This window comes from Paramesorhizobium salinisoli (assembly GCF_003335045.1).
Taxonomy (GTDB): Bacteria; Pseudomonadota; Alphaproteobacteria; order Rhizobiales; family Rhizobiaceae; genus Paramesorhizobium; species Paramesorhizobium salinisoli.
On sequence record NZ_QOZG01000108.1, the window covers coordinates 1 to 534 of the forward strand.

Genomic DNA, 534 nt, shown 5'->3' on the forward strand with positions numbered 1-534 from the left:
CAGCCCTGGCACGGTTTCAAACCTGAACAAGAAGATCTACGCGAAGATCGAGGAATGGCGGAACCGGCCGATCGAGGGCGATCACCCCTATCTCTATCTCGACGGGATCGTGATGAAGCGAACCTGGGGGGCGAGGTGCGTAACGTCTCGCTGCTGGTGGCCAGCACGGTCAATGCCGAGGGCTATCGCGAGATCCTCGGCATCTGCGAAGGCGCCAAGGAGGACAGTCCGGCTGGTCGGCGTTTCTGCGCCACCTGGTCGACCGCGGTCTGAGCGGCGTGCAGCTGATCATCTCGGATGCTTGCCGCGGCTTGGTAGAAAGCATCGCCGACTATCTGCCCGAGGCGCGCTGGCAGCGCTGCATGGTGCATTTTTACCGCAACGTGTTTAGCCATGTGCCGACGACAAAGGTGCGCGAGATCAGCCATATGCTGAAGGCGATCCACGCCCAGGAAAGCCGGGAAGCGGCGCAGGAGAAGGCCGCCATGATCATCGAGGACCTACGCCGCCAGAAGCTCGGGAAAGCGGCCGATT

General features: G+C 62.0%; 2 protein-coding genes. Both read left to right on the forward strand.

Going from position 1 to position 534, the window contains the following annotated elements:
- Positions 1-46 precede the first annotated feature (46 nt).
- Entirely contained in the window at positions 47-391 is a 345-nt protein-coding gene (locus tag DUT91_RS25130) for a hypothetical protein (RefSeq protein WP_281032652.1), read from the forward strand.
- A partial coding sequence (locus tag DUT91_RS27240; RefSeq protein ID WP_281032651.1) for a transposase occupies positions 279-534 on the forward strand: 256 nt, incomplete at its 3' end. The genes DUT91_RS25130 and DUT91_RS27240, both read left to right, overlap by 113 nt.